The organism is Amycolatopsis sp. NPDC114478, from assembly GCF_055633805.1.
The window spans coordinates 1-19,014 of record NZ_JBVKDO010000019.1 but is presented as its reverse complement, the minus strand read 5'-3'; the positions used below and the strand labels follow the sequence as shown (position 1 = coordinate 19,014).

Sequence of the window (19,014 nt, the reverse complement as noted above, 5' to 3'; positions counted from 1 at the left end):
ACCATCATTGCCCATTGGGCAAACTTGCACAATGGGCAACCTATTCCTGCGGTTACGCTGTGCGCATGGACACCCTCGACCTCCGCACCCGCAAGAAGGCGGCGACGCGGCAGTCGTTGCACGAGGCCGCGCTGCGCCTGGCGATGGAGCGCGGGCTGGACGGCGTGACGGTCGAGGACATCGCGGACGCGGTGGGCGTGTCCCGCCGGACGTTCTCGAACTACTTCACGAACAAGGAAGACGCGATCCTGCACGCCGACCGGGAACGGACCGGCGTGCTCGTGTCCCTGGTGGAGCAGCGGCCGGCGGGCGAACCGCCGTGGCAGGCGCTGCGGCGGGCCAGCCGCGAGCTGTACCACGGGCGCGCGGTCCCCGACCGCGAATGGGTGGCCCAGCTGCGCCTCCTGCGGCGCCACCCGTCACTGCTCGCGCAGCAGGCCGGGGACCAGATCACGCTGGAGCGCGACCTGGCCGCGGTGCTCGTCGCGCGCGGCCACGACCTCGACGAAGCCTTGGCGCGCTTGATGACGGCGACGTTCCTCGCGGCCGTGCGCACGGCGAGCGTGCTGTGGCTCGAGGGCGCGGCGGACCAGCCGCTGCCCGACCTGATCGACGAGCTGCTGGGCCGCGTCGACTTCCGTTAGGGGCGGAACGCCTTCAACGCCGTCGCGACCAGCGCGTCCGCGTGGCTTTCGGTCAGCGGGCCGGTGCGCAGCAGCCATCGCTGGTACAGCGGCGCGTAGAGCACTTCGAGCACGAGGTCGAGATCGGCGTCGGCGGCGAGCTGGCCCGCCCGCTGAGCACTGCGCAGCCGGTCCTTCTTGGCTTCGTCGACCGGGGCGGCGAGCCGCTCGCTGTAGAGCGCGGCCAGGTCCGGGTCGTTCGCGATTTCCGTGGTGAGCGCGCGGATCGGCGACGGTCGCGCGCAGACCACGCGCAGATCGGCTTCCAGGTCGCCGGTGTCGGACAGCGCGACGACCGCGCCCTTGTTCGGCCACCACCGGTAGATCGTCTGCTTGCCGACGCCGGCCCGCGCGGCGATGGCGTCGATCGACACCCTGGCGTAGCCGAGCTCGACGATCAGCTCGCGGGTGGCCGCAGGTCTGGTTCGTCACCGGGGCATCGCGCGGCCTGGGCCGGGCGATCGCCGAAGCCGCGCTCGAGGCCGGCCACCGCGTGGTCGCTGCGTCCCGTTCGAAAGGCACGCTCGGCGACCGCCATCCCGGCCGGCTCGTGCACCTCCCGCCGGACGTCACCGATCGCGCGGCCGTGTTCAGCGCGGTGGACCGCGCGGCCGGCGTCTTCGGCGGTCTGGACGTCGTCGTCGACCACGCCAGGGTGCTGCTCTACGGCATGGTCGAAGTGGCCAACGAAGAACAGGTCCGGGCGCACTTCGACGTCAACTTCTTTGGCGCCGGCAAGGCGGCGCTCGACGCCCTGACCGAGGCACTGGCCATGGAGGTCGAGCGCTTCGGCGTGCGCGTGACGAACCTGCAGATGGGCGGCTACGCGACCGGGCTCTTCACTAGCGGCACGACCACCACCCCGGACCCCCCCTACCGGGAGCTGCGCAAGGAGCTGGAGGAGATGTGGGGCGACGACGCCGGCCCGGCGCCGGAGACGGCCGCGCCGGTCGTGCTGCGCGTGGCGGTACTGGCCGACCCGCCGCGCCGGCTCGTCGTCGGCAGCGCGTCGTTCGACATCGTCCAGGAACTGGCCCGGACGCGCGCGGAGCAGTACGCGAAGTGGGAAGACCTCAGCCGGCAGGCACCCGGCTGAGGTCTTCCCCCGGCTCAGACCAGGCCCTGCTGGGACAGCCAGTCCTTCGCCACGTCCGCGGCCTTCTCGCCGTCGGAGTCGACGCGCTTGTTCAGGTCGCGCATCCCCTCCGTCGTGAGCTTCGCGCTCACCGCGTTGACCGCGGCCGCGAAGTCCGCGCCGCGCTCGTCGAGGACCTTCTTGGTGACCGCCGGGACCACGTTCTCGGTCGGGACCATGGCCAGGTCGTCCTTCAGCGCGACGTACTTCGGGTCACCGGCCAGCGGGCTCACCGAGTCGACCGGGATGACCGTGACGCCGCCGGAGTCGAGCTGCTGCACCCGCGGCCCGAGCTCCTGGACGGTCTGGAACGTCGCGTTGGTCAGCTTGTAGACGTCGGTGAAGCCCTTGAAGCACGTCAGCCGCTTCTCGCACTCCGGGCCGCCGGCCAGCACGACCTTGTCGAGCTTCTTCAGGTCGCCGATGGTCGCGAGGCCCTTCGACTTCGCGAGGTCGTCCTTGACGATGTAGGTGTTCTTGTCTTCGGCCGCCGCGTAGTTCAGCAGCGAGACGCCGCTCGGCTCGAGCAGCTTGGCCAGCTGGTCGTGCTCGCCCTTGGCGTCCTTCACCGGGTCCTTGCCGAACCCGGCGGCGATCGCCGAGCCCTGGTACTCCGGGATGAACTGCAGCTCACCGGACTTCAGCGACGGGTAGATCAGCTCCCGCGAGCCCAGGTTCAGCTTGCGCGTCACCGGATAGCCCTTGGCCTCCAGGGCCTGCGCGTAGATCTCCGCCAGGATCTGGCTGTCGGTGAAGTTGAAGGACGCGACGACGATCGGCGCCCCGCCCTTGCCCGCCGCGGCGGGCTTGTCATCCCCGCCACCGCACGCCGTCAGGCCCAGAGCGGCCACCGCCACCAGCGCGGCCACTCGGATGTTCCGGGTCCAGCCCACGTCCCACACTCCTCAGTCAAAACAAGACGGTCAGGACCCTAACCAGCCCCACCGACAGAAACCACATCCTGGGATTCACCCGGCGAGGTGATCACGCAGCGTCGAGCCGGTGTATTCGGTGCGGTACCGGCCCTTGGCCTGCAGGATCGGCACGACGTGGTCGACGAACGCGGCCAGCTCGTAGGGCAGCGTCGAGCCCATGATGGTGAACCCGTCGACCGCGCCGGCGTCCTGCCAGGTGATCACGTGGTCGGCGAGCTGCTCGGGCGTGCCCACGAAGTGGACCTGCCCCGCTCCCCCGGTCACCTGCTGCGCGATCTCGCGCAGCGAAGCCTCGGGACGCTCCCGCGCTGCCGCGGCGAGCTGCTGCAGCCGCGAAGAGCCGCCCTCGGCCCGCAGCTCGGCGGGCAGCGGCGCGTCCGGGTCGAACGCGTCCGGGTCGAGGCCCGCGGTGTACAGCGCGTTCTGCCAGCGGAACTCCGGGCTGGCCAGCTCTTCGAGCCGCTCGGCCCGGGCCTTCGCCTCGGCCTCGGTACCGCCCAGGGTCAGCATCAACGCGGGCAGGACGCGCACGCCCGAGGGATCGCGGCCGGCCGCGACGACCTGGGCGTCGAGCTCGGCGCGGAACTTCACCGCGGCCTCCAGCGACGGCGGCCCGGAGAACACCAGCTCGGCGTACCGGGCGGCCAGCCCGATCCCGGCGGCCGACTGTCCCGCCTGGACGAGCACCGGGCGCCCCTGCGGCGACCGCGGGAACGGCAGCACGCCCTCGACGTCGTAGAACTTGCCGTGGAAGCGCGGCGCGTGCAGCTTGGCGCGGTCGGCCCACACGCCGTTCTCGCGGTCGCCGACGATCGCGTCGTCGTCCCAGCTGTCCCAGGCGCGGGTGACGACGTCGACGAACTCGTGGGCGCGTTCGTACCGGTCGGCGTGGTCGGGGTGCGCCTTCTCGCCGAAGTTCGCCGCGGCCAGCGAGGTGATGGTCGTGACGATGTTCCAGCCGGCGCGGCCGCCGCTGAGGTGGTCGAGCGTGGCGAACCGGCGGGCGAGCTCCCACGGCTTGTTGTACGTCGTCGACCCCGTCCCGATCAGGCCGATCCGCTCGGTGACCGCGGCCAGCGCCGACAGCACCGAGATCGGGTCGAACTGCGTCTGCGGCAGGTGGGTGACGCGGTACTCGGCGATGGCGATGTTGTCGGCCAGGAAGATCGAGTCCATCAGGCCGCGCTCGGCGGTCCGCGCGATGTCGGCGTAGTACGGCAGCCCGAGCACGCTGCGGACGTCGTCCCCGACGACCCGCCACGCGGACTCGTGGTAGCCGTTCGGCCAGATGAAGGCGTTGAAGTGCAGGGGATCCGTGGTCACGGCGCGGCTCCTTCGAAGGTGTCCGTCCTTGGTCAACCGGACCGCCGCGAGGCTATTCCCGCGTCCCACATGCTGAACGCCTCGCCGTCCCACCCGGTGGGAGGACGGCGAGGCGGCCGCTCAGCTGCCCGGGGTCACGGGGGTCTTCGACACCCCCTTCCCGCCGGTGGCCGTGTTGGACGCGCCGATCACGTTCGGCGACTTCCGCGAGACGCAGCTGCTCTGGTTGGTCGAGTTGATCCCCCAGCCCTGCGCGTTCGTCAGCGTGAACGTGTTCTTGGTGATCGTGTTCCCGCAGCCGGCGTCCCCCCAGACGTTGTGCGTCTGGAAGCCGTCGAGGTACGGGTGGGTGACCTTGTTGCCGGTGATGGTGTACCGGTCGCCCTTGACATCGATGGTGGAGTCGCCGGAGTTCTCGTTCTTCTCCCCCGTCCCGTCGAGGGTGTTGCCGGAGACGACGCCGTCGTGGGTGCCTTCCTTGATGTCGACGCCTTCGGCCGCGACGCCGGGGCCGATCTTGTTGTCGAGCACCTGGACGTAGTTGCTCGCGTCGGGGTCCTGGCCGCCGTTCGCGCCGTAGCACCCCCAGTTGCTGTTGGCCGAACCGAGGTAGACGCCTTCGCCGTAGCCCGGCTGCTCCTTGCCGGTGTTGTAGACGACCGAATTCTTGATGACGCCATACGCGCTGCTCTTGCGGAAGTGCACGCCTTCGTAGCCGATGTCGTGCACGGTGACGCCGTCGATCGTGACGTGCGAGGCGCCGTCGAGGACGATGCCCTTCTTCGAGTCCTTCACCGTGAACCCGTGGAGGTTCCAGTAGCTCGCGCCCTGCAGCCAGAGGCCGTAGCCGGTCTGCCCGGACGGGCAGTCGGTGTCACCGGGGTTGAACAGCGGGTCGTGCAGGACGGCTTTCGCGCTGCCGGTCAGGGTGATCGGCGCCGACGCGGTGCCGGGCTTCGTCGCCACGAACTGGCCGCTGTAGTCGCCGTCGGCCAGCACGATCGTGTCGCCCGCCTTCGCCGCGGACAGGGCGGCGGAGAGCTGGGCGGCCGTGGAGACGGTGATCGTCGTGGCGGCGGGGTGGACGAGCTGCCCGATCAGGGACAGCGCCGCGAATGTCTTGAGCATCGGTGCTCTCCGTTCAGCCGGCGTTCTTCAGGAAGAGGGACTTGGCCGTGCTCGTCTTCGAGTCGTCGACGCCGTGGCCGTGGGTGTAGTCCTGCCGCTCGTTGCGGGCCCAGTCGGCGATCGGCTTGCCGCCGACGTCGAGGTGGTGGAACGCGGTGCCGTCCCAGCCGAACTGGTAGATCTTCGTGTGGTCCGGGTAGTACGGCGTGTAGGCCGCACCCGCGGTCACCTGTTTGGTCATCGTGTTGTCGAAGAAGACGTTGCGGGGCCCGGAAGAACCGGACCACTTCACCGCCTTCTGCCCGGTCGACCAGTAGATCGGGAACCACGTCGAGTCGTCCGGGGCGTCGCCGCCTTCGTCACCGCAGTGGGCCGTGCAGCTGCCCGACCGGTGGGCGAAGGAGACCCGGTTCGTGTTCAGCTCGAACAGGTTGTTGCGTTCGTAGCCGCCGTGGATGTTGAAGTCGGAGTCGATGTCGTTGCCGATCACGACGTTGCCCGAAGCCGACCACTGGAACGTGAAGTGCCGCAGGTCGCGGGTGGTGTTGCCGGCGTAGAGCGAGTCCCAGACGCGGGAGCCGCGGAAGTAGCCGTTGCCGCCCTTGCCCTTGTTCCACGAGCCGTCCAGCTCGTTGTTCACGAACTGCAGGTTCTTGGCTTCCTCGGTGACGATCGGGTGCGAGCCGGTCATGATCGCGTGCGTGTTGCGGACCCAGGAGTTGGCGGCCCACTTGAACACGATGCCCTGCATGGCGAGGCTCGGCGCGAGGTTGCCGTAGTTGTCCTTGGCCTGGGCCTCGGTGACTCCCGGCGGCGCGACCTGGCTGTAGGTGAAGTCCTCGAAGCCGACCCCGACGATCGGGTCCACGATCGGCGACGCCTTCGACGCGTACGCCGAGCCGTCGATCGGTGCGGAACCGTCCGAAGTGGAGTCGACCGGGACGTCGTACTCGAGCGGCTTGTCGACCGACACCGTGTGGTTCTTGGTGTCGACCGCGGTGATGGTGAACCACTGCTGGCGCATGTGCAGGTTCTGCAGCGGCCAGGTCGTGGGCACCGCGTTCATCGACTGGTAGAACTTCATCGTGTTGGCGGCCCGGATGTTGATGAAGCCGCCCACCTTCATGTTCGTCGTCTTCGCGCCGGTGGCCAGGTAGACGGTCTTGTCACCGGTGCGGGCGGCGAAGCCCGTGTCGCCCGGCTTCTCGCGCAGCTTCGCGCCCGCCTTCCAGTGCACGTTGATCGTGCCTTCGAAGAGGTCCTTGCGGTTGGCCGGCGCCGACGCGTACTGGCCGGCGTAGCTCGGGTCGACGCCGCGCGACTGCACGCGGAACAGGCCGCGGCCCGGCCACAGCCAGCCGCCCGAACCGTCCTCGTAGGTCATCTCGTGCTGGTCCCACTGGTCGCCGTCCGGGGTGACGACGTCGTATTCGGTGTTCTTGTCGGGCTGGTAGACGAACTTCGTCGCGTCCATGCCCGCGCCGCGCAGGATCAGGTAGTTCGCGTCGACGTGGATTTCGTGCGAGACGTTCAGCGTGCCGGCCGGGAAGGTGATCAGGCTCAGCTTCGTGTAGCTCGCCGAGGGCGAGCACGACGAGTGGATCTTGTCGATGGCCGCCTGGATGCCGGCGGTGTCGTCGACTCCGTCGTCCGGCTTGACCTGGTAGGTACCGGCGAGCTGGGCCGCGGTGATCCGGCAGCTCGCGCTCGGGTTGACGGCGTCGGCGCCGGGCAGGTCCTGGCCGCCGCGGAAGCCGGCTTTGCTCCAGTCGTAGAGACCGGGTACCGGCGCGGCGCGGTTGCCCACCGATGTGTCCAAAGTGGTCAGTGCGCCGGGGCCGGGTGCCGCGGCCGACGGGCTCAGGCCGCCGAAGCCGGCCGCGACGGTTGTCTTGCGTGACAAGGAAACCTCCGGGAATGTCGAGCCCGCGGGCTCGCATGGGGACACGCCGGAACCCGGCGTGCGTGACTCGTCCGTGGCGGGTGCGGCGAGTTGCCCGTCCGGTGGCGGTTACGGCCGAGCGGCCGGGGGAAAGACGCGCGAGGCGATGGCCCGTCTGATCACAAGCTCCTCCGTAGCTGACTGGTCTGCACCAGGACTGCCTGAAGGCGGCGGTGCGACGAACATACCAACCGGGGCGGCCGTTAGTAAAGTAACCTTCCAAATACGGACCGCAAAACCTTAAGGCGGGCGATGACCCCGGAAGACACCGAAGCCGACGACGACGCGAGCGTGATCGGGCGCTCGCGAGCGGAACCGAGCCTGTTCGCGGTGATCTTCGACCGCCACTCCCGGCACATCCACCGCTACCTCGTCCGGCGGCTCGGCCCGAGCGCGGCGGACGACGTCCTCGCCGACACTTTCCTCATCGCCTTCAGCAAGCGGGCGAAGTTCGACCTAACCCGGCCGGACGCCCGGCCGTGGCTCTACGGCATCGCCACGAACCTCGTCTCGCGGCAGTGACGGGCCGAGGTGCGCGAACTGAAGCTCCGCCAAGCCCGTCGGGTCGCCCGACGTCGACGCCGGGCACGCCGACCGGGTCGCCGAGCAGGTCAGCGCCCAGGCCCTCGGCGCCGACCTCGACCGGGCGCCGGCCAGGCTGCGGCCGCGCGAGCGGGACGTCCTGCTGCTCGTCGCCGCGGAAGGCCTGGGCTACCAGGAAGTCGCCGAGCCCTCGCCATCCCCGTCGGCACCGTCAAATCGCGGCTCAACCGGGCCCGCGGCCGCGTCCGCGCCGAGCTCGGCGCCCTCGACCTCGTGAAGGAGACCGCCAGCCATGGATGACCTCGACCTGATCCGCGAACGCGCGCAGGCGGTCGGCTTCGCGCCGGCCGAGCGGCTCGCCCCCGCGCGGGAGCGGCTGCTGGCCGCGGCGCGCGGCGAACGGCCGCGCCGGTCCCGCCGCTGGTTCTGGGCCGCCGGCGCCACGATCGGCTTGGCCGCGGCGATCACCGCGGTCGTCGCGCTCGCTCCGGCCGACCGCGTCGGCATCGGCGCCGGCGTCGCGCACGCCGACCCGGTCAAGGTGCTGACCGAGGCGGCGAGCGCGGCGCTGCGGGAACCGGCCGCGCCGCCGCGGCCGGACCAGTTCCTCTACGTGAAGACGGAGCACTTCGACCACTCCACACGCGAGGTCTGGCTGTCGGTCGACGGCACCCGGGATGGCCGGGTGGGCGAGGACACCGAGCTGCCCGGCTGCCACGACGGCAAGGCCGCGTACGCCGGCCCGTACGACCGGAAGAAGAAGGGCACCCCGGAGGACTGCCGGCCCACCCCCGCCTACCGCGCGGACCTGCCGACGACCGCCGACGCGATGCTGGCCTACCTGCGCACCATTGGCGGCAAGGACAGCGCCAACTCGATGGGCAAGAACGTGCTGTCCGTCGCCTACGAGCGAGCCCTCACCCCCGCCTCCTACGCGGCTCTCTACCAGGCGGCGGCGAAGGCGCGCCCGGGCTGCGGGCACTGGACCACGTCACCGACGCGGTGGGCCGCCCGGGGGTGGGCATCACGTGGGGGAACCCCGCCGACCCGCCCCGGTTCCAGGGGATCGTGCCGGTCTTCGACGCCACGACCTACCAGTTCCTGGGTACCCAGGACAGCGCCGTGACCGTGAAGACCTACGTCGACGAGGTGGGGCAACGCCCCTGAACCCACGCCGGGTCTTCGTGGAAGGTCGCGAACGCCGGGACCGGCTCGCGGGTCGTGCGGTGGCCGGCGAGCGGGTGGCTTTCGTCGGCGTACCCGAGCGCGATCCCGCAGACGACCACGTGGTCGGCCGGCACGTCCAGGTGCCGGCGCAGGACCGGGTGGTAGTCGATCAGCGACGCCTGCGCGCACGTGTGCAGACCGGCCCCGCGCGCGGCGAGCATGAGCCCCTGCAGGAACAGGCCGGCGTCGACGAGCGCGCCCCGCAGGGGCAGCCGGCTGACGGCGAGGACCATGCCGACCGGCGCGCCGAAGAAGTCGTAGTTGCGCCTGTGGTGCGCGAGGCGCCCGGCGGTGTCGCCGGGCTCGATGCCGAGCGCGTCCCGGTAAAGGCCCTCGCCGAAGCGGCGACGGCGGGAGCGGAACGGCTCCCGCCACTCGTCGGCGCCGGGCTGGTAGCCGAACTCGCTCGCGGCCCGGCGGCCTTCGTCGTGCGCGCGCAGCAGGTCCTCGGTCAGGGCGCGTTTGGCCGCGCCGGTCAGCACGTGCACCCGCCACGGCTGGCAGTTGGAGTTGCTGGCCGACCGGGCCGCGAGATCCAGCAGCCGCTCGATTTCCGCGCGGGGCACGGGATCCGGCCGGAACGCGCGGCAGCTGCGGCGAGTCAGCAGCGCCTCCTCGACGGTGGTGCTCACTCGGCCGGCGGGGTGATGTCGTAGGAGATCCGGCCCGCCGGCAGGTAGAAGAGGGCGATCAGCGCGCCGCCCTTGACCTCCGGGTAGTGGTGGCTGCCCGGGCCCGGCGCGGTCCAGCCGGGGCCGCTCCAGCCGCGCGGGCCCCTCAGCTTCGCGTCCGGGTCGAGCGGCACCACCAGGTTGAGCTCGCCGTAGGGGTGCTGGTGGTACTGGCCGCGGTAGGGCTCGACGCTGTCCATGTAGACGGCGGTGACGCTGAAGTAGTTCAGCACGTCCTGGGGGCCGGCGATCCGGCTGCGCCGGTACTTCGGGCCGTCGACGTCGATGTTCGCCGCCCAGCCGGCCCGGACGCCGTCGGTGATCATCCGGGCGAGGTCGTCGTACAGCGGGCTGCCGGGGCCGTGGTGGGTGTTGAGCCAGGTCTCCAGCTCCCCGCCCGCCGTCCGGTTCTTGACGGCGTCGAGGAACGGGATGCTGCGCTCGATCAGCTGCTGGGCGGTGGTCATCGGGGGCTCCTTCCGGTGGTGTCCCGAAGATAGGCCGATGTTTCGTTACAGTCAAGTATTGTAACTTAACGGCCAACGGTCGTAACGTATCCGCTAAGCTCCGCACATGGCAGCAGTGTCCGACGACACCCCGCGAGCCGGCGGGCGCCCCCGGGACGCCGCGCTCGACGAGGCGATCATCCTCGCCACCCGCGAGCGGCTCGTCCGGGACGGCTACTCGCTCATGACCATCGGCGACATCGCGTCGGACGCCAAGGTCAGCCGCCCGACGCTGTACCGGCGGTGGAGCACGAAGTTCGAGCTCGTCGTCGACGCGCTGGACTACGGCTTCCGCAAGCAGCGGGACAGCTACGCCGTGGACCTGGCCGGCCTGGCGCCGCGGGAGGCGTTCACCGAAGCCGTCCGGCGGCTGGACCCCGCGTACTTCAACCCGGACGCGATGGTCCTGATGGGCAACTTCGCCGGCGAAGCGATCCGCACGCCGGAGCTGCTCGGGATCCTCCGCGAGCACGCGGTCGAACCGCGCGTCACGCTCGTCGAGAACGTGCTGACGCAGCTGCAGGACGACGGCGCGGTGCGCGACGACATCGACAAGCACACCATCGCGACGCTGTGCTTCGGCAGCTACTTCGCCGCCTTCTACCGGGGCGAGAGCCGGGACGACATTCCCGAAACGGTCGTTTCGGTGCTGTGGCCCGCGATCGCGAAGGCCCCGCGCAAGCGCAAGTGAGCGTCGCGCACAACCATTCCGGGCTCCCATCCGTGCATTAAAGGTGTGAGGACACCTTCGGATCGACGGCGCCGCTTCCGCGCGCGGGCCGTGACCCTCGCGGTGCTGGTGGGGGCCGGTATCGCGTGCGCGGGCGCCGTCGTCGGCAAACCGGCCGCGGGACCCGCGCTGGCCTCGGCCCTCGGCGGGCACAGCCTGCCCGACACCACCGCGCTGGGCCGCAGCCCGGCCCCCGCACCACCGGCTCCGGCACCGGCACCGGCACCGGCACCGATTCTCCCGTTCAACGCGAAGCTGACGTCGGCGGACATTCCGGTCCCCGGCGGCGGCGTGCGCGACGGCGCCTGCAGCGGCTCGCTGGTGGCGCCGCAGTGGGTCGTCACGGCCGGGCACTGCTTCCACGACCTGAAGGACGCCCGGATCGACGGCCGGCCGCCGTACACGATGACGGTGACGGTCGGGCGGCTCAAGGACACCGACCCCGGCGGCCACACGGCGGTGGTCGTCGACGTCCGCCAGTCACCGGTCAACGACCTCGCGGTGGCGAAGCTCAGCGCCCCGGTGACCGGCATCGCGCCGGTGACGCTGGCCTCGACGCGCCCGAAGGTCGGCGAGGAGCTGCAGTTCGCGGGCTGGGGCTCGCACTCGGCGACCGTGCTCGGCCCGTCCGACCACCTCAAACGCGGGCGGTTCCGGGTTTCGGGCATCGCCCAGTCCACTTTGGAGGCACTGCCGATCGGGACGCGCACGGTGGACAACGGCCCCTGCCCGGAGGATTCGGGCGGCCCGTTCTTCGTTTCGGACGACGACGACCACAGTGGAACCCTGGTGGCCATCGTGAACACCGGGCCACCGTGCCCGGGACCGGGCGCGGAAACGATCGCGCGGATCGACGTCGTGGCGGACTGGATCCGCGAGCAGACCGGCTGAACGCCGTCCGTCCTCCGCGCGGGGCGCGGTGCCCCGCGCGGAGGAACTGCGTGTCGAACCGGTTGTCGTGGCTGCACTTCGACGGCACCGGGCGCGGGACGTGGCCACCGCGCAGGTGCGCCTGGAGGCGCGGGGCCGGGCTGTGCGCGCTCACCGGCCGCGATCGGGGCAGGCGGCCCACGCCGGAAGCCCCGGTACCGTCACCACATCACCCCTTTCCCGCTCGTCACCGGTCACTGACGACTGCGTCCGGCGGAGAACGCTCCCGCCGCGGGCACTGCCCGGCCGGGGCCCGGACGCGCGGGGGTCGCCGCGACCGGGTGCGGCCGACGGAAGGGTGGTACGGGCCTGAAGCGCGCGGTGGCGGGGACGGCTTCGGCGGTGGGCCGAAGTTCGCGGCCACGATGGCGTCGAACTCCGCCTCGAGCCACGCCGGGTCCGCCAGCACCAGATCGGCGAACCCGCCTGCCGAACGAACGGTCATCGTCTTTCCACTCCCCGGATCGTCTCGCGATATCACCAGGTCATGTCCTGCGCTCCACTATTTTCTATAGCAGGCAACGCAAGCGGTTTCAAGCCCCCGCTCTGACCGTCACCGCCGGGGCCACGCCCGGCAGCGGGGCCGGCCCGAACCAGTCCAGGCACACCACCATCGCGTCGTCTTCGGCCTGGCCACCGCGCCGGCGGCGGGACAGCTCGCGCAGCACCGCGCCCGGGACGTGCGCCGCCGGGAGGTCGGCCGTCACCGTCACCGCTTCCGCCAGCTCGCGGTCGCCGTAGTGCTCGCCGTGCGGGCCGATCGCGTTGTACACGCCGTCGCTGACGAACACGAAGCGGTCGCCCTCGGCCGCCTGGAAGCCCTCGGACTCGTAGATCGTGCCGTCGAACGTGCCCAGCGGGAGCTGCTCGTCGAAGAACACGCGCTCGGCCTTGCCGTCGCGCAGCCGCCACAGCCGCGGGGAACCGGCGTCGACCACCGACACCGCGCCGGTCGCGAGGTCGAACTCCAGCAGCAGCGCCGCCACGTGCTCGGCGCCGCGGTAGTGCGCGTACACCGCCTGGTCGGCCAGCTCCGCCTGCGCGTCGAGCGGGATCCCCGCCCGGCGCGCGTTGCGCAGCGCGTTGATCGCCAGGTTGGTCAGCAGCGCGGCTTCGCTGCCCTCCCCCATGCCGTTGATCAGCGTGACGGCGAGCTTGCGCGCGGACGCCGACCAGTCGAAGCAGTCGCCGTAGATCGCGTACGCCGGTTCGAGCTGGCCGCCCAGCGCGAACTCGGCGCGGGTGCACGCGCGGCCCGGCAGCAGCTGCCACTGCATCTCCGCCGCCAGCGTCAGCCGGGACGACCGGCGCGCCTGGATGTAGAGGTCGGTGTCGCGGTCGGCGACGAACAGCTCGTGGGCCACCGCCTCGGCGAACCGCTCGAGCTCGGCCCACACGGACGGTTCGGGCTCTTCCGGCAGCGTCACCGCGAGGACGCCGAGCCGGTCGCCGCGGACGCTGACCGGCAGGTACCCCGTCACGCGGCCGCCGCCGGTGTCGAACGTGGCCGCCTGGGCGACGAACGCCGCGCCCGGGGTCGTGCCCTCCACCGGGACCGGCTCGGTGGTGTAGGGCTCCCGGCCGACCCGGCACAGCTCGGTCAGCGCGTAGTCGGCCACCAGCAGTTCGACCGCCAGCGCGCCGAAGTGCTCGCCCAGCCCCGAGCGCAGCGCGGCCGGCAGGTCGTGCGGCGGGACGTCACGCAGAAGCCGTTCCACCGCCAGGGATCTGTCCAACGCCCGCCTCCTGCTCGCCGATCACCGTGCGCACGCCGGCGCCGGCCGGTCAGACGAGTCTGCGCCGTCCCGGCGAGCCGGTCCACGGCGAATCGCGTGAGCCGTGCTGCCGGTTCAGCATAGAGATGCCACAGTGGGGGCCGTGGATCGATCCCGCGAGCGGCCCGCCCCGGACGGGGCGGCTGACGAGTCGACCCTCGCCGAGTTGTTCGAGGCGGTGTTCGAGCGCGGGCGGGACGTGTCGCCGCGGCCGCTTTCGGTGTCGCAGCTGCGCGCGGTCGTCGCGCTGGACCGCCACGACGGCGTCAACCTGCGGGAACTGGCCGAACAGCTGGATTCGACGCCGCCGCTGGTGAGCCGGCTGTGCGACCGGCTCGAGGCGGTGGGCTTCCTCGAGCGGCTGCCCAGCGCGCGCAGCAGGCGGGAGCTGACGCTGCGGCTGTCCGACCGCGGCCGGGCCTACCTGCGGGACCTGCGGGAGCGGCGCCGGCAGAACGTCGAGGCGCTGCTGGCGAAGATGACGCCGGCCGGCCGGGCCGCGCTGGCCACCGGGCTGCGGGAGTACCGCGCGCTCGCCGACGGCGAGTCCGCCGGGATGCCCTGAACCCCGCGTTGTATAGTCGCCTTAATTGTTGTTGTATGACAACAGTCAGTCGGCGTACAGCAGCGCGCGCCCCGGAGCGTCGAGGAGGGGTTCGGTGCTGGGCACGGACGAAGGTCAGGTCCGGGAAGTGCTGGCGCGGATGCTGGCCGAGGACCAGGCCACCTTGGTGCGCGACTGGGCCGGGCAGCAGGCGGGCACCGGGCCGGAGAGCGGCCGCGAGCTGCAGCGCGAGGCGACCGGCTTGCTGGAGGCGCTGCGCGGCGCCGTGGGCGGCACGCTGCCGGTCGCGCGGATCGTCGAGCAGGACCCGGCGGTGCGCGACGCGCTGACGTCGTGGTCGGAACGCCGGGCACGCGTGGGCGCCGAGCCGTCGGCGACCGCGATGGCGATGCTCGCGCTGAAGCGGACGATGCTGAGCGCGATCGAGCGCCACACCCAGGACTCCGCGCTGCGCTACCGGGCGGCGCTGCTGGTCAACGAGCTGCTCGACAGCGCGGGCGTGCTGACGTTCGCCGTCTACGCGAGCGGCCGCGAACGGATCATCCGCGAGCAGCACAGCCAGGTGCTCGAGCTGTCGACGCCGGTCCTGCGGCTGTGGCGCCACGTCCTCGCGGTGCCCCTGATCGGCACGCTCGACAGCGCGCGCACGCAGGTCGTGATGAACGGCCTGCTGGAGTCGATCCAGGCCAACGAGGCGCGGGTGGCGATCATCGACATCACCGGCGTCCCGACCGTCGACACCGCGGTCGCGCAGCACCTGCTGCAGACGGTCAGCGCCGTCCGGCTGATGGGCGCGGAGTGCGTGGTCAGCGGCATCCGCCCGTCGATCGCGCAGACCATCACGCAGCTGGGCATCGACCTGTCGCACATCGTCACCCGCGGCTCGCTCGCCGACGCGCTGGCGACCGCGATCCGGCTCATCGACGAGGGCACCGGCCCGGGCGGGGTGACCGGGTGAGCGCCGGCCTGCCGATCCTCCGGCTCGGCGACGTCCTGCTCAGCGGGCTGCTGAGCGACCTCGACGACAAGACCGCCTTGGCGTTCACCGACGAGCTGACCGCGCGGATCTCGAACGAGGACATCCGCGGCGTCGTCATCGACATCTCGCGGCTGGAGATCATCGACTCGTTCGTCGCCCGCGTGCTCATGCAGATGGCGGGCACCGGACGGCTGCTCGGCGCGCGGATGGTCGTGGCGGGCATGCGCCCGGCCGTCGCGCTGACCCTGACCGAGCTGGGGCTGCAGCTCACCGGCGTCACGACCGCGCTCAACGCCGAGCAGGCCATGGAGCTGCTGGGCTGGCGCCGCCCCGCCGAAGAGGCGCCCCATGCGCCCTGACGAGCGGATCGGCGAGGAGCAGGACGTCCACCCGGTGCGGGTGGAGGAAGACCTGCTCGCCGCCCGCCACGCCGTGCGGGCCGGCGCGGTCGCCGCGGGCTTCTCGATCGTCGACCAGACGAAGATCGTCACCGCGGCCAGCGAGCTCGTCCGCAACGCCTACATCCACGGCGGGGGCGGCACCATGACCGTCGGCGTCGTGCGCGACGCGGGCGGGCGCGTCGGGCTGCGGCTCGAAGTGCGCGACGAGGGTCCCGGCATCGCCGACGTCGAGCAGGCGCTCACCGACGGTTTCAGCACCGGCGCCGGGCTCGGCCACGGCCTCGGCGGCACCCGCCGCCTGGTCGACGACTTCCACCTCGACACCGCGCCCGGCCGCGGCACCACGGTCACCGTGGTGCGCTGGAAACCGTGACCGCGACCGTCGCCGCGCCGACCACCCGGATCCGCGTCGACCACCCGAGCGCCGGCTACGCCGCCGCCCGGGTCGCGCGGGGGGCGGCGAACGACGCCGGGCTACCCGACGTCCTCGCCGAACGCGCCGCCGTCGTGGCCGCCGAGCTGGCCGGCAACATCGACAAGCACACCCGCGGCGGGTCGGTGTTCGTGCAGCGGTCGCTGACCGGGCGCGGGGTCGACGTGCTGGCCGCCGACGACGGCCCGGGCATGACCGACCTCGACCACTGGCTGGTGGACGGCAACACGACCACCGCCACGCTGGGCACCGGCCTGGGCGCGGTGAAGCGGATGGCGACCGGGTTCCGGATCACGTCCTCGCCGACGGCCGGGACGCTCGCCGCCGCGCGCGTCATGGACCCGGCCGGGCCCGCGTTTTCGGGGTCGGCCGGGCACTTCCGGCTGCCGCGCGAAGGCGAGGAGTACTGCGGTGACGCCATCGCGCTGGCCGAGGTGACCGGCAGCCGCACCGCGTGCGTCGCCGACGGGCTCGGCCACGGCCCGGACGCCGCCGAGGCCGCGGACGCCGCCATGCGCGTGTTCACCGAGAACCCGGACCGGCCGCTGCCCCACCAGCTGACGAACATGCACCGCGCGCTGCGCACGACCCGCGGCGCCGCGGTCGCGCTGGTGCGGGTCGCGCCGCACCGGCTCGAGTTCTGCGGCGTCGGCAACGTCAGCGGCGCGACCGTCGGCGGCTCGTCGCGGGTGCTGCTCAGCACCCCCGGCATCGTCGGGTTCTCGCTGCCTGCCGCGCCGGTCCGGCAGCTCACGCTGGCCGGGGACGAGGCCGTCGTGCTGCACACCGACGGCGTCGGCAGCGGCTGGCGCGGTCCGGGCCGGCCGGCGGACGTGCTGCTGTTCGCCGCGGACGTCGCCCACCGGTACCGCAACCCGCGCGACGACGCCGCCCTGCTCGCCCTGCACCCGGACCGCCCCACCTGATGCCCGACGACCTCGCCCGGCTCCGGCGGCGGCTGCGCACCGCCTGCGGCGCGGCCGGCGTGCCCGCCGACGACCGCGCGCGCCTGGTGCTAGCCGTGACGCTGCTCGCCGAACCCGCCTTCGCCGCGGGAGAAGCCGTCGACGTCACCACGACGGCCGACGGCCACCGGCTCGCCGTCACCGTCCGGCTCGCCCACGCCGTGAGCCAGCGCCGGCGCAACGAACTGCCGCTGCTGCCCGAAGCCGGCGCCGACGGCGTCCTGACCTGGCACCTCACCGGCGGCCGAACGGCGGAACCGGGAGACCTCGACGACGAACCGGCGACCCGCGCGGAGATGCTGGCGCTGATCGCCCGCGCCGACACACTCGCCCAGGAGCAGCGGGACCTCAAGCACGAGCTCGCCGAGACCAACAGCGGCGTGCTCGCGATGTACGTCGACCTCGAACAACGCGACGAGGAACTCCGCCACGCGCACGCGCGCATCTTCCGCGAGCTCGAGGACGCCCTGCGCCCGCCGCCACCGGTGGTGCCCGGCCTGGAGCTGGCCGTCCACTACTCCCCGACCGACCCCGACTCCCCGACCGGCGGCGACCTCTACGACTGGTTCGTCCTGCCCGGCGGCGACCTGCACGTGACGCTCGTCGACGCGGTCGGCCACGGCGTCACCTCGACCCGGCACGCCCTGACCGTCACCCACGCGATCCGGACGCTCGCCCTGGAAGGGCACTCGTTCCCGGACCTGATCGCCCACGCCGCCCGCACCCTCGCCGCGATCGAGCCCGGCCTGATGGCCACGGTCCTGCTCGCCCGCGTCGACCCGGTGACCGGCCGGGCGCGGCTCGCGAACGGCAGCCACCCGGAGCCGCTGCTGGTCACGGCGGCGGGCGACGCGCGGCTGCTGCCCCCACCCGTCATCGGGCGCGGGATCGGCTTTCCCGACCCCGGCAGCCCGCGGCTCGTCGACGTCGCCCTCGCGCCGGGTGACACCCTGCTGCTGTACACCGACGGTTTGGTGGAGAGCCGCAAGAACATCGACGAAGGCCAGGCCCGGCTGCTGCCGCTGGCCCGCGGCCTGCGCACCCGGCCGGCCGCCGTCGTGCCCCGCGAGCTGGTCGCCCGGATGCACGAGGTCGTCACTTACGCCGACGACACGGTGGCCATGGTCCTGCGCCGGAGCTGACCGGGCTCACGAAGCGAGCGGGATCTCCGCCCAGACCGTCTTGCCGCCGTCCCCGCGGTGGAAGAGCCCGCGCCGGCCGGAAGCCGCGGCGACCAGGGTGAGCCCGGTCCCCGCCGGCGCGGCGTCGGGCACGACCGGGTCGAACCACGCGGACCCGCCGGCGTCCTCCACCCCGATCCAGACCGCGGCGTCCGCGCAGATCAGCAGCGCGCGCAAGGGTCCGGTGGCGTGCCGGACCGCGTTGGTCGCCAGCTCGCCGGTGATCAGCACGGCGTCCGCCGCGACCCCGGCCGGCACGGCCGCCGCGGCCAGGCGGTCGCGCACCCAGGACCGCACCAGCCGGATCTGCGCCGGCTCGGCCTCGAACTCGAAACTTTCCCGCGTCACGTCTCAGGCACCTCCCCCAGCAGGATTCTCCCAGGACGGGGATGACCGCTGCGGCGCGTCCTCACACGTGAATTAGCACGAACGGACGCATCCGCTCGTCGCCCGCCCGCCACTGGGCGGCCGATACCCGCCGCTCACCGCACGCCGGCCCCCGGGCCTGTTACAGATCCCGGCCGGTGCGCGACACCACCGTCGAGCATGAGGGGAAAGCGGGGTCGATGACGGGCGAACGACGGGTGCGGCTGCGGCTGGGCACCCGCGCGGTCTCGGTGCCCGCCGGGCACGGCCGCGAAGTGGTGGAGTACGCCGGGGTGACCGTCGTGCGGGTCGAAGACGGCGAACCCGTCGAGCAGGCGTGGGTCCCGGTCGGGACCTGCCCGAGCTACGCCGACGACGAAGCGCTGATCGCCGCCTGGCACGCGGCGCTGCTCTGGAGCCGCTCCCCCAGCGACGCGTGAGCCGGACCACACCTGTCACACGGCCGCGCCGACCGGTGTCTCGATGCCGAACCCGCATCGAAGGAGTCTCAATGAGCGTGTCAAGCGGCAGCTGTGGCCGTGCCCGGTGGTGAAGGATGGAATTCACGGCCGTCGCGCAGCAACGCCCAGACGACG

The 19,014-nt window shown here is 72.2% G+C and carries 22 protein-coding genes and 1 pseudogene; 13 read left to right on the top strand and 10 right to left on the bottom strand.

What is annotated here, in order from left to right; translation table 11 throughout:
• Positions 1-65 precede the first annotated feature (65 nt).
• Complete coding sequence (locus tag ACZ7OH_RS38855; protein ID WP_470285465.1) at positions 66-644, top strand: TetR/AcrR family transcriptional regulator; 579 nt, start codon at positions 66-68, stop codon at positions 642-644.
• Here ACZ7OH_RS38855 and ACZ7OH_RS38850 read toward each other — a convergent pair.
• Positions 641-1,057 carry a TetR/AcrR family transcriptional regulator gene (locus ACZ7OH_RS38850; protein WP_470285464.1) on the bottom strand — a complete coding sequence of 139 codons (417 nt, stop codon included), beginning with the start codon at positions 1,055-1,057 and terminating at the stop codon, positions 641-643. The two genes, ACZ7OH_RS38855 and ACZ7OH_RS38850, sit on opposite strands and share 4 nt — an antisense overlap.
• Positions 1,058-1,113: 56 nt before the next feature.
• Between ACZ7OH_RS38850 and ACZ7OH_RS38845 the strand changes: the two are divergent.
• Positions 1,114-1,779: pseudogene (locus ACZ7OH_RS38845) on the top strand (SDR family NAD(P)-dependent oxidoreductase); the annotation flags it as partial.
• A 14-nt stretch (positions 1,780-1,793) separates the two neighbouring features.
• On the opposite strand, the gene ACZ7OH_RS38840 reads toward ACZ7OH_RS38845, so the two are convergent.
• From ACZ7OH_RS38840 to ACZ7OH_RS38825, 4 genes are all read right to left on the bottom strand, one after another.
• The gene (locus ACZ7OH_RS38840) at positions 1,794-2,711 is read right to left on the bottom strand and encodes an ABC transporter substrate-binding protein (RefSeq protein ID WP_470285463.1); all 918 of its coding nucleotides are present in this window, start codon (positions 2,709-2,711) and stop codon (positions 1,794-1,796) included.
• A 75-nt stretch (positions 2,712-2,786) separates the two neighbouring features.
• Positions 2,787-4,076 (bottom strand): LLM class flavin-dependent oxidoreductase, encoded by a 1,290-nt coding sequence (locus ACZ7OH_RS38835; protein ID WP_470285462.1) that lies wholly within the window; start codon positions 4,074-4,076, stop codon positions 2,787-2,789.
• Between the two features lie 120 nt (positions 4,077-4,196).
• Positions 4,197-5,204, bottom strand: a complete 1,008-nt coding sequence (locus tag ACZ7OH_RS38830; RefSeq protein WP_470285461.1) for a hypothetical protein — start codon at positions 5,202-5,204, stop codon at positions 4,197-4,199.
• A 13-nt stretch (positions 5,205-5,217) separates the two neighbouring features.
• A complete protein-coding gene (locus ACZ7OH_RS38825; RefSeq protein ID WP_470285460.1) occupies positions 5,218-7,107 on the bottom strand; it encodes a hypothetical protein in 1,890 nt (629 codons plus the stop codon).
• 291 nt (positions 7,108-7,398) lie between these two features.
• Here ACZ7OH_RS38825 and ACZ7OH_RS38820 point away from each other — a divergent pair, with 291 nt between their 5' ends.
• On the top strand, positions 7,399-7,668 hold the full coding sequence (locus tag ACZ7OH_RS38820; protein ID WP_470285459.1) for an RNA polymerase sigma factor: 270 nt from the start codon (positions 7,399-7,401) through the stop codon (positions 7,666-7,668).
• 313 nt (positions 7,669-7,981) lie between these two features.
• Positions 7,982-8,815 (top strand): CU044_5270 family protein, encoded by an 834-nt coding sequence (locus ACZ7OH_RS38815; RefSeq protein ID WP_470285458.1) that lies wholly within the window; start codon positions 7,982-7,984, stop codon positions 8,813-8,815.
• Positions 8,816-8,825: 10 nt separating this feature from the next.
• Here ACZ7OH_RS38815 and ACZ7OH_RS38810 read toward each other — a convergent pair whose 3' ends face one another.
• A complete protein-coding gene (locus tag ACZ7OH_RS38810) occupies positions 8,826-9,548 on the bottom strand; it encodes a nitroreductase (protein ID WP_470285457.1) in 723 nt (240 codons plus the stop codon).
• Positions 9,545-10,054 (bottom strand): DUF4863 family protein, encoded by a 510-nt coding sequence (locus tag ACZ7OH_RS38805; RefSeq protein WP_470285456.1) that lies wholly within the window; start codon positions 10,052-10,054, stop codon positions 9,545-9,547. The genes ACZ7OH_RS38810 and ACZ7OH_RS38805 overlap by 4 nt, the downstream gene beginning before the upstream one ends.
• A gap of 106 nt (positions 10,055-10,160) precedes the next feature.
• Here ACZ7OH_RS38805 and ACZ7OH_RS38800 point away from each other — a divergent pair, with 106 nt between their 5' ends.
• Positions 10,161-10,784 (top strand): TetR/AcrR family transcriptional regulator, encoded by a 624-nt coding sequence (locus tag ACZ7OH_RS38800; protein WP_470285455.1) that lies wholly within the window; start codon positions 10,161-10,163, stop codon positions 10,782-10,784.
• Between the two features lie 45 nt (positions 10,785-10,829).
• Complete coding sequence (locus tag ACZ7OH_RS38795; protein ID WP_470285454.1) at positions 10,830-11,714, top strand: S1 family peptidase; 885 nt, start codon at positions 10,830-10,832, stop codon at positions 11,712-11,714.
• 226 nt (positions 11,715-11,940) lie between these two features.
• On the opposite strand, the gene ACZ7OH_RS38790 is transcribed toward ACZ7OH_RS38795, so the two are convergent.
• Both ACZ7OH_RS38790 and ACZ7OH_RS38785 read right to left on the bottom strand, forming a co-directional pair.
• The gene (locus tag ACZ7OH_RS38790) at positions 11,941-12,198 is read right to left on the bottom strand and encodes a hypothetical protein (RefSeq protein WP_470285453.1); all 258 of its coding nucleotides are present in this window, start codon (positions 12,196-12,198) and stop codon (positions 11,941-11,943) included.
• A gap of 88 nt (positions 12,199-12,286) precedes the next feature.
• On the bottom strand, positions 12,287-13,489 hold the full coding sequence (locus ACZ7OH_RS38785; protein ID WP_470285452.1) for a PP2C family protein-serine/threonine phosphatase: 1,203 nt from the start codon (positions 13,487-13,489) through the stop codon (positions 12,287-12,289).
• A gap of 133 nt (positions 13,490-13,622) precedes the next feature.
• Between ACZ7OH_RS38785 and ACZ7OH_RS38780 the strand changes: the two genes are divergently transcribed.
• The 6 genes from ACZ7OH_RS38780 (at position 13,623) to ACZ7OH_RS38755 (ending at position 18,013) form a co-directional block, all read left to right on the top strand.
• Positions 13,623-14,093, top strand: a complete 471-nt coding sequence (locus tag ACZ7OH_RS38780) for a MarR family transcriptional regulator (RefSeq protein ID WP_470285451.1) — start codon at positions 13,623-13,625, stop codon at positions 14,091-14,093.
• 94 nt (positions 14,094-14,187) lie between these two features.
• Positions 14,188-15,051 (top strand): STAS domain-containing protein, encoded by an 864-nt coding sequence (locus tag ACZ7OH_RS38775; RefSeq protein WP_470285450.1) that lies wholly within the window; start codon positions 14,188-14,190, stop codon positions 15,049-15,051.
• A complete protein-coding gene (locus tag ACZ7OH_RS38770) occupies positions 15,048-15,431 on the top strand; it encodes an STAS domain-containing protein (protein ID WP_470285449.1) in 384 nt (127 codons plus the stop codon). The genes ACZ7OH_RS38775 and ACZ7OH_RS38770 overlap by 4 nt, the downstream gene beginning before the upstream one ends.
• Positions 15,421-15,846, top strand: coding sequence for an ATP-binding protein (locus ACZ7OH_RS38765; protein ID WP_470285448.1), 426 nt, complete (start codon positions 15,421-15,423; stop codon positions 15,844-15,846). The genes ACZ7OH_RS38770 and ACZ7OH_RS38765 overlap by 11 nt, the downstream gene beginning before the upstream one ends.
• A complete protein-coding gene (locus tag ACZ7OH_RS38760; RefSeq protein ID WP_470285447.1) occupies positions 15,843-16,832 on the top strand; it encodes an ATP-binding protein in 990 nt (329 codons plus the stop codon). The genes ACZ7OH_RS38765 and ACZ7OH_RS38760 overlap by 4 nt, the downstream gene beginning before the upstream one ends.
• A complete protein-coding gene (locus ACZ7OH_RS38755; protein WP_470285446.1) occupies positions 16,832-18,013 on the top strand; it encodes a PP2C family protein-serine/threonine phosphatase in 1,182 nt (393 codons plus the stop codon). Before ACZ7OH_RS38760 ends, ACZ7OH_RS38755 begins: the two co-directional genes overlap by 1 nt.
• A gap of 6 nt (positions 18,014-18,019) precedes the next feature.
• On the opposite strand, the gene ACZ7OH_RS38750 is transcribed toward ACZ7OH_RS38755, so the two are convergent.
• A complete protein-coding gene (locus ACZ7OH_RS38750) occupies positions 18,020-18,400 on the bottom strand; it encodes an ATP-binding protein (RefSeq protein ID WP_470285445.1) in 381 nt (126 codons plus the stop codon).
• A gap of 218 nt (positions 18,401-18,618) precedes the next feature.
• On the opposite strand from ACZ7OH_RS38750, the gene ACZ7OH_RS38745 reads away from it, so the two are divergent.
• Positions 18,619-18,858: a hypothetical protein gene (locus ACZ7OH_RS38745; RefSeq protein WP_470285444.1), complete on the top strand. Its 240-nt coding sequence runs from the start codon at positions 18,619-18,621 to the stop codon at positions 18,856-18,858.
• The last annotated feature ends 156 nt before the right edge of the window (positions 18,859-19,014 follow it).

Coding starts and splice junctions, on each gene's coding strand:
- ACZ7OH_RS38855 (WP_470285465.1), top strand. CDS start 66: ATGGACACCCTCGACCTCCGCACCCGCAAGAAGGCGGCGACGCGGCAG.
- ACZ7OH_RS38830 (WP_470285461.1), bottom strand. CDS start 5,204: ATGCTCAAGACATTCGCGGCGCTGTCCCTGATCGGGCAGCTCGTCCAC.
- ACZ7OH_RS38820 (WP_470285459.1), top strand. CDS start 7,399: ATGACCCCGGAAGACACCGAAGCCGACGACGACGCGAGCGTGATCGGG.
- ACZ7OH_RS38815 (WP_470285458.1), top strand. CDS start 7,982: ATGGATGACCTCGACCTGATCCGCGAACGCGCGCAGGCGGTCGGCTTC.
- ACZ7OH_RS38805 (WP_470285456.1), bottom strand. CDS start 10,054: ATGACCACCGCCCAGCAGCTGATCGAGCGCAGCATCCCGTTCCTCGAC.
- ACZ7OH_RS38800 (WP_470285455.1), top strand. CDS start 10,161: ATGGCAGCAGTGTCCGACGACACCCCGCGAGCCGGCGGGCGCCCCCGG.
- ACZ7OH_RS38790 (WP_470285453.1), bottom strand. CDS start 12,198: ATGACCGTTCGTTCGGCAGGCGGGTTCGCCGATCTGGTGCTGGCGGAC.
- ACZ7OH_RS38765 (WP_470285448.1), top strand. CDS start 15,421: ATGCGCCCTGACGAGCGGATCGGCGAGGAGCAGGACGTCCACCCGGTG.
- ACZ7OH_RS38755 (WP_470285446.1), top strand. CDS start 16,832: ATGCCCGACGACCTCGCCCGGCTCCGGCGGCGGCTGCGCACCGCCTGC.
- ACZ7OH_RS38745 (WP_470285444.1), top strand. CDS start 18,619: ATGACGGGCGAACGACGGGTGCGGCTGCGGCTGGGCACCCGCGCGGTC.